At 37.8% G+C, this 6,596-nt stretch carries 3 protein-coding genes; all 3 read left to right on the top strand.

All coding sequences use genetic code 11. From position 1 onward, the window contains the following. Positions 1 to 203: 203 nt before the first annotated feature. Positions 204 to 3,512: a SusC/RagA family TonB-linked outer membrane protein gene (locus VNZ46_RS25900; RefSeq protein ID WP_325564019.1), complete on the top strand. Its 3,309-nt coding sequence runs from the start codon at positions 204 to 206 to the stop codon at positions 3,510 to 3,512. A 26-nt stretch (positions 3,513 to 3,538) separates the two neighbouring features. Beyond that, on the top strand, positions 3,539 to 4,999 hold the full coding sequence (locus VNZ46_RS25895) for a RagB/SusD family nutrient uptake outer membrane protein (RefSeq protein ID WP_325564017.1): 1,461 nt from the start codon (positions 3,539 to 3,541) through the stop codon (positions 4,997 to 4,999). After that, a partial coding sequence (locus VNZ46_RS25890) for a hypothetical protein (RefSeq protein ID WP_325564015.1) occupies positions 4,989 to 6,596 on the top strand: 1,608 nt, incomplete at its 3' end. The genes VNZ46_RS25895 and VNZ46_RS25890, both read left to right, overlap by 11 nt.

Raw genomic sequence — 6,596 nt, 5'->3', positions numbered from 1 at the left:
CAATTTTAAACAAAGAAGCCGGTAAAGTGTGCGACCACGATAACCGGCATAGGTTTAAGCTGACCCATTCCCAGCCAAAGGCAGGGATAAACAAAATTGCGATTCGTTTATGTGTTAACTAAAACCCAAGTAAAAGTATGAATTTAAATGCTTTTAACCTAGGTATGCCCTTTAAGTGGCTACCTCCTAAAATTCTATTGATTATGAAATTAATCATAGTACTCATGATCAGTTTCCTTATGCAGGTGAGCGCAGCAGGATACGGTCAGAAGATCAATATAGATAAAAACAATACTTCATTGAAAGAAGTATTGGAAAACATAAAGATGCAGACAGGTTATGTCTTTTTTTCTAAAGATTATGATCTGAAACAAGCAAAGATCAGCGTCAAATTAAAAGATGCAGATATAGACGAAGCCTTAGAAGCTTGTTTAAAAGGCTTGCCGCTTTCTTATAAGATTGTGGATAAGACGGTTTTTGTACAACTGAAAGAAAAAACCTTTCTGGAGAGGGTGGTTGCCACCCTTAATAGCATTGACGCTTCTGGCAGGGTGGTGGATTCGGAGAATCGTCCGCTTCCAGGCGCGAGCGTGAAGGTAAAGAAGACAGGGAAGGGTGTGAGTACGGATAAGGATGGAAGGTTCTTTTTAAGAGGTGTGGAAGAGGGGGCTGTGCTTGTTGTGAGTTTTATCGGGTATTTGCCAAAGGAAGTAAATGCCAGTGCGAATCTTGGAAATATCGTGCTGGAGCAGAGTTTGTCGAAGCTGGATGAAGTTCAGGTGATTGCTTATGGAACGACTACTCAGAGGTTGAGTACAGGGAATGTGACTACGATAAAGGCCGATGTGATAGAAAAGCAACCAGTGAATAATCCTTTGTTGGCTTTGCAGGGAAGGGTGCCGGGATTGTTTATTGAGCAAGCAACAGGTTTTGCAGGAACGGGGGTGAAAGTGAGGATTCAAGGACAGAACAGTTTTGCAAATGGAAATGATCCGTTATATGTGATTGATGGAGTACCTTTTACTTCTCAATTGCTATCAGGTGGTAATCTAATTGTAGGAGGATCCGGAAATGTTCAAGCTGCTGGCGCGGTTCAAAATCCAGGTAATCCACTAAGTTTTATTAATCCATCTGACATTGAAAGTATTGACATATTAAAAGATGCAGACGCGACTGCAATTTACGGTTCCCGCGCTGCCAATGGAGCAATATTGATTACTACTAAAAAAGGAAAATCAGGTGATACTAGGGTTAATCTGAACCTTCAATCTGGTTGGGCAAAAGTACCCCACAAGTTAGATCTGATGAATTCACAGCAATATTTGGAGATGAGAAGGGAAGCCCTCAAAAATGATGGTATAGCTACCCCTGACCCAGGTCCATATCTAGATAGTGACTTAAATGGCAATTGGGATACTTCCCGGTATACCGACTGGCAAAAAGAATTGATTGGAGGAACCGCGACCTACCAGGATCTCAATGCTTCCGTATCTGGAGGCAATGATCGAACCAACTTTTTAGTGGGCGCGGGGCATCACCGGGAAACTACCGTTTTCCCTGGTGATTATGCGGATAACAAAACATCTGTACGCTTTAACATCAATAACATGTCAGCTAACCAAAAATTCAAAATTGGATTTTCAGGGAGTTATTTGTTTGATAACAATCAATTGCCAAATTACGACTTAACCTCAAGTGCAATCAAATTAGCACCTATTGCACCCGCCTTATACAAGTCAGATGGCGGTATCAATTGGGCACCCGACGCATCTGGAACGACTACATTTCCCGGCAATCCAATCGGATATATGTCAAATAATTTTATAAATAAAACGAGTAACTTGATGAGCAACATGAATTTAAGTTATCAAATTATACCTGGTTTAGAGGTCAAGAGCGCATTGGGGTACAACAAACTAAACACTAATATAATCAATAAAAGTCTTCTCCAATCTTTTTATCCCGAACTAGCACAGTACGTTCCCAGACAAACATTTTTTACTACAAATGATATTAATTCCTGGTCTATTGAGCCTCAATTAACTTACAATCATAATATCAGCAAAGGTAAATTAGACGTGCTTTTGGGTTCTACAATTTCTAAGAATACAAGTTTAGGATCGACAATTTATGCAACTGGTTTTAGCAATGATCTGGTCATGGAAGATATACTTTCCGCTACAAGTGTTAGTGCAAGCACTTCAATTAATTCTATTTATAAATACAATGCCCTATTTGGTCGGATCAATTACAATTGGCAGGATAAGTATATCATCAACTTAACCGGAAGAAGAGACGGGAGTTCAAGGTTTGGCCCTCAAAGCCAGTTTCACAATTTTGCCGCCATTGGTGGTACCTGGATTTTTTCTAATGAAGCATTGATTAAAGAGCATCTTAGTTGGTTAAGTTTTGGGAAGCTAAGAGCAAGTTATGGAACAACTGGCAATGATCAGATAGGAGATTATCTGTTTTTGAGTTTATATGATCCTATTCAACAAGAAGTACCCTATCAGGGGATCGTTGCTTATCAGCCAAATCGTTTAACCAATCCTTATTTGGAATGGGAGGAGACTCATAAAATGCAATTTGGCCTGGATTTAGGATTTTTTAAAGACAGAATATTACTTAATGCAAATTATTACATCAATCATTCTTCTAATCAATTACGTGGATATACCCTTCCCTATACAGCAGGTTTTGGAACGATACTGATGAATAATCCCGATAAAATAAAGAATTCGGGATGGGACCTCACAATTACAAGTACGAATGTAGAAAATAAGGATTTTAAGTGGTCTAGTAATTTTAACATTACGGTACCCAAAACTTTGTTAAGACAATCAAACGATGTTAGGTTTCCTGCCCAAGTAATAGTTGGGTCGCCATTAAGTGCAATTAAAGTTTACCATTTTTTAGGTGTTGATCCTGCAACAGGAATTTATCAATTTGCAGATCATAATGGAAACCCAACATCAACGCCAGACCCAACTTTAGATGCAACCGTTTTACTGGATGCTGCGCCTAAGTTTTATGGAGGAATTCAGAATTCATTCTTCTATAAAGGTTTTCAGTTAGATTTTCTATTTTCTTTTGTGAAACAGATTGGCCAAAATCAGGGATTTGGATTTGGAAATTCAGGTGTTAATGATGGAGAAGGAGGAAATCAACTAGCCTCCCTACTGGATCGGTGGCAAAGACCAGGAGATATCTCGTCAATACAAAGATTCACAGCAAATCGTTCAAGCTTGATAAGTCAGGCTTTAAATAGTCTGTATGCAAGTGATGCCGCTTGGACGGATGCTTCATATATCCGTTTAAAGAATATTTCGCTTTCTTGGCAATTGCCCGAAAACTGGGGTAAAGGAGCACATTTACAAAATTGTAGTCTATTTGTACAAGGCCAAAATCTATGGACGCTCACAAATTATAAAGGACTGGATCCCGAAACAAAGAGCTCGACAACACTTCCTCCTTTGCGGGTAGTTACCATAGGTCTAAAAGTTACCTTATAAATGTTTTCCAATCTAAAAATAAAGATATGACTTGTAAAAGAATATTGATTTGGACTTTAATATTTGTCAGTTTTTTACTTAGCAATTGTAAGAAACTGGTAGAAATAGATGGCCCAGCAACTAGTGTCAGCTCAAAGAATGTTTACAATAATGACGCCACAGCGGTTGGTGCAATCACTTCTTTATATGTAAAGTTAAGCAATGGCAATCCAGTATATCCACAAGAGCTGAGTGGTCTATCTGGAATTGCTGGTTTATCCGCGGATGAGTTGGATTATTATCCTGGTTTAGGAAATAACGGACCTGCTATATATTATCAAAATGCATTGACCTCATTAAATGCCGGTAATGATTTTTGGGGCACTACTTATCAAAGACTCTATGTTGTAAATTCGGCTTTAGAAGGACTCGAATCCTCTACTGGACTTACTCCACTTGTAAAGCAACATTTAATGGGGGAGGCCCGTTTTATGCGCGCGTTCTATTATTTTTATCTGGTGAATTTATACGGCGATGTACCATTAGTGTTAAGCACAGATTATACAATAAACGCAGTAATAAAAAGATCTGCAAGGGCACTGGTATATAACCAAATTGTAACAGATTTGAAAGCAGCGCAAAACCTTTTAAGCGAGGGTTACTTAAGTGGTGACGGGAAAACACCCTATCCAATCGGATTGGAAGAGCGTGTTAGACCTAATAAATGGGCAGCCACGGCTCTATTGGCTAGAACTTATTTGTTTATGGAACAATGGGCAAATGCAGAAATGCAAGCATCAATGGTTTTAGCAAATACTTCAGAATTTCAATTAGAATCGCTGGACAAAGTGTTTTTGAAGAATAACCGTGAGGCGATCTGGCAATTGCAACCTACTCAACTCGGATTTAATACGCAGGAAGCACAGTTATTTGTAGTACCTCCAGAGGGACCATCGGGAAGTAATCCTGTTTACCTGAGTAGCGAATTGCTCAAAGACTTCGAAATAGGTGATCGGCGGAAAGATAACTGGCTAGCTAGTGTAAATGCAAATGGTTCGACCTATTATTATCCATATAAATACAAGGTCAGAAGGTCATCTTTAACAGATGCTCCTGTTACTGAATACAGTACGGTGATGCGTTTAGCTGAATTGTATTTGATCCGCGCAGAGTCAAGAGCACAATTGGGTAATTTAACTGATGCGATTTCGGATGTTGACCAAATCAGGAATCGAGCTGGCTCGCCTTTGGTTAAGGATGCCAATCCGAATATTAATCAAGAAGATCTAATCACCCTAATTCTAAAGGAAAAAAGAATAGAGTTGTTTAGCGAATGGGGCCACCGCTGGCTAGATGTAAAACGTACGGGTGAAGTGGATAAAGTAATGGCTAAAGTTACGCCGAAGAAAAGTAACGGAGGTGTGTGGAAAAGTTATCAGCAGTACTATCCAATTAATACTTACGAATTACAAAGCAACCCAAGTTTGACGCAGACTGTTGGCTATTAAATTAAATATGATGAGAGTTTTTTCAACAATGATGATGATTTTCTCCGCGAATATTTTGTTTGCACAGAAGACAGTAATAGATTCTACAGCCTGTAAAGCTTGGCCTTCCTTGGAAGGATCTACACCAACAATTAGTAAAAATGGACAGTATGTATTTTACAATATTAACAATGCACCAGTAGAAAGTAGAACTTTAGTAGTCCAATCTACAGATGGCAAATGGAAAAGGGAATTTAAAGGAGGATTGATCGAGAACTCAGGGATTCTTAGTGATAAATATTTCATATTTAATAATGAGAAGGATAGTATGGGGATGCTTAAGCTCGGAACGAATCAAATTCAATACATTCCAAATACTTCATGGTACAGTCTCAAGGAAACTAAAGGAACAGAATATCTGTTGTATCCTTCGAGCCGTAATCCAAAGGACTTAGTTCTACGGAATTTAAAAACCGATAAAGAGTTCATTTTTAATGATGTATATAATTGGAGTTTTGATAAAGACATGTTGGTTTTATTCAAATCAGTTAATGGAACTGATCAGAGGCAATCTATAAATCTAGTGGATATAGCTACAGGTAAGGCTGCTGAAATATGGGAAGGGGATAAACCGGAAAACCTAATTCTTGATATAAAACATCACCAATTAGCGTTTAAAACTAGAGATTCAGTTTGGTATTACAAGATGGGTTCGTCTCAGGCAGTTTGTATTATCGGCAAAAATCCTAAGAATATAGAGAGAGGGTTAGACTTAGGATATCTAAGTTCTTTTAGTAGTGATGGAGAACGTCTATTCACATCATTAACAAAAAAAGGAATTTCAAAGCCACAGCATAAAAAAGTTGTTGAACTATGGAGCTATACGGATACCATCCTGAAAAATGTACCTGAAGTAGAAACCGGTGACCAAATCTATGTCGCTGTTATTAATATTGCAGATCGAAATGTTATACGGTTGCAACACCAGGCAGGAGAAGGCTTTCAGTTTCCAACATCTGAAGGTGTCAGAGATACAACAGCTTTAATACAAAATCCTATTATAGGTGATCCTTGGAGTATGATCTATAATAGGACCTGGGATTTGGTTTCAGTAAAAAATGGTAACAGAAAAAAATTAAATTTTTTAGACAATTTAAAACCATCCGTCGTTCAACTTTCGCCATGTGGAAAGTATATCATCTTCTTTGATACAACCAAACAGAACTATTTTAGTTATGAAATAGCAACTGCGACGGTTCGAAATTTAACACAAGACCTAAAAGTTTCCTGGATTAATATATTTATGGATGATAGGGATAATGTAAAAAGCGCCAGAGGAATAACTTCCCTTATTTGGCTGGAAAACGATGAATCTGTGTTTGTTTATGATCGATATGATATCTGGAAACTAGATCCGTTAGGTAAACAGAAACCAGTTAATCTAACCAATGGGTACGGTCAAAAGAATAATATCATTTTTAATTATGCATTTGACTTATTTAAAGGGAACATACTCAATAAGAATGAAATACTATATCTCACTGCTTTTAACAAAGAGAATAAAAATAATGGCTTTTTTTTAAAACAATTGGATAAAATCGGAGATCCTGAACTTTTA

The organism is Pedobacter sp. (assembly GCF_035566355.1).
In the GTDB taxonomy this organism is placed as follows: Bacteria; Bacteroidota; Bacteroidia; order Sphingobacteriales; family Sphingobacteriaceae; genus Pedobacter.
Note: the sequence above shows the minus strand (reverse complement) of the source record. Positions and strands in the feature narration are given on the sequence as shown.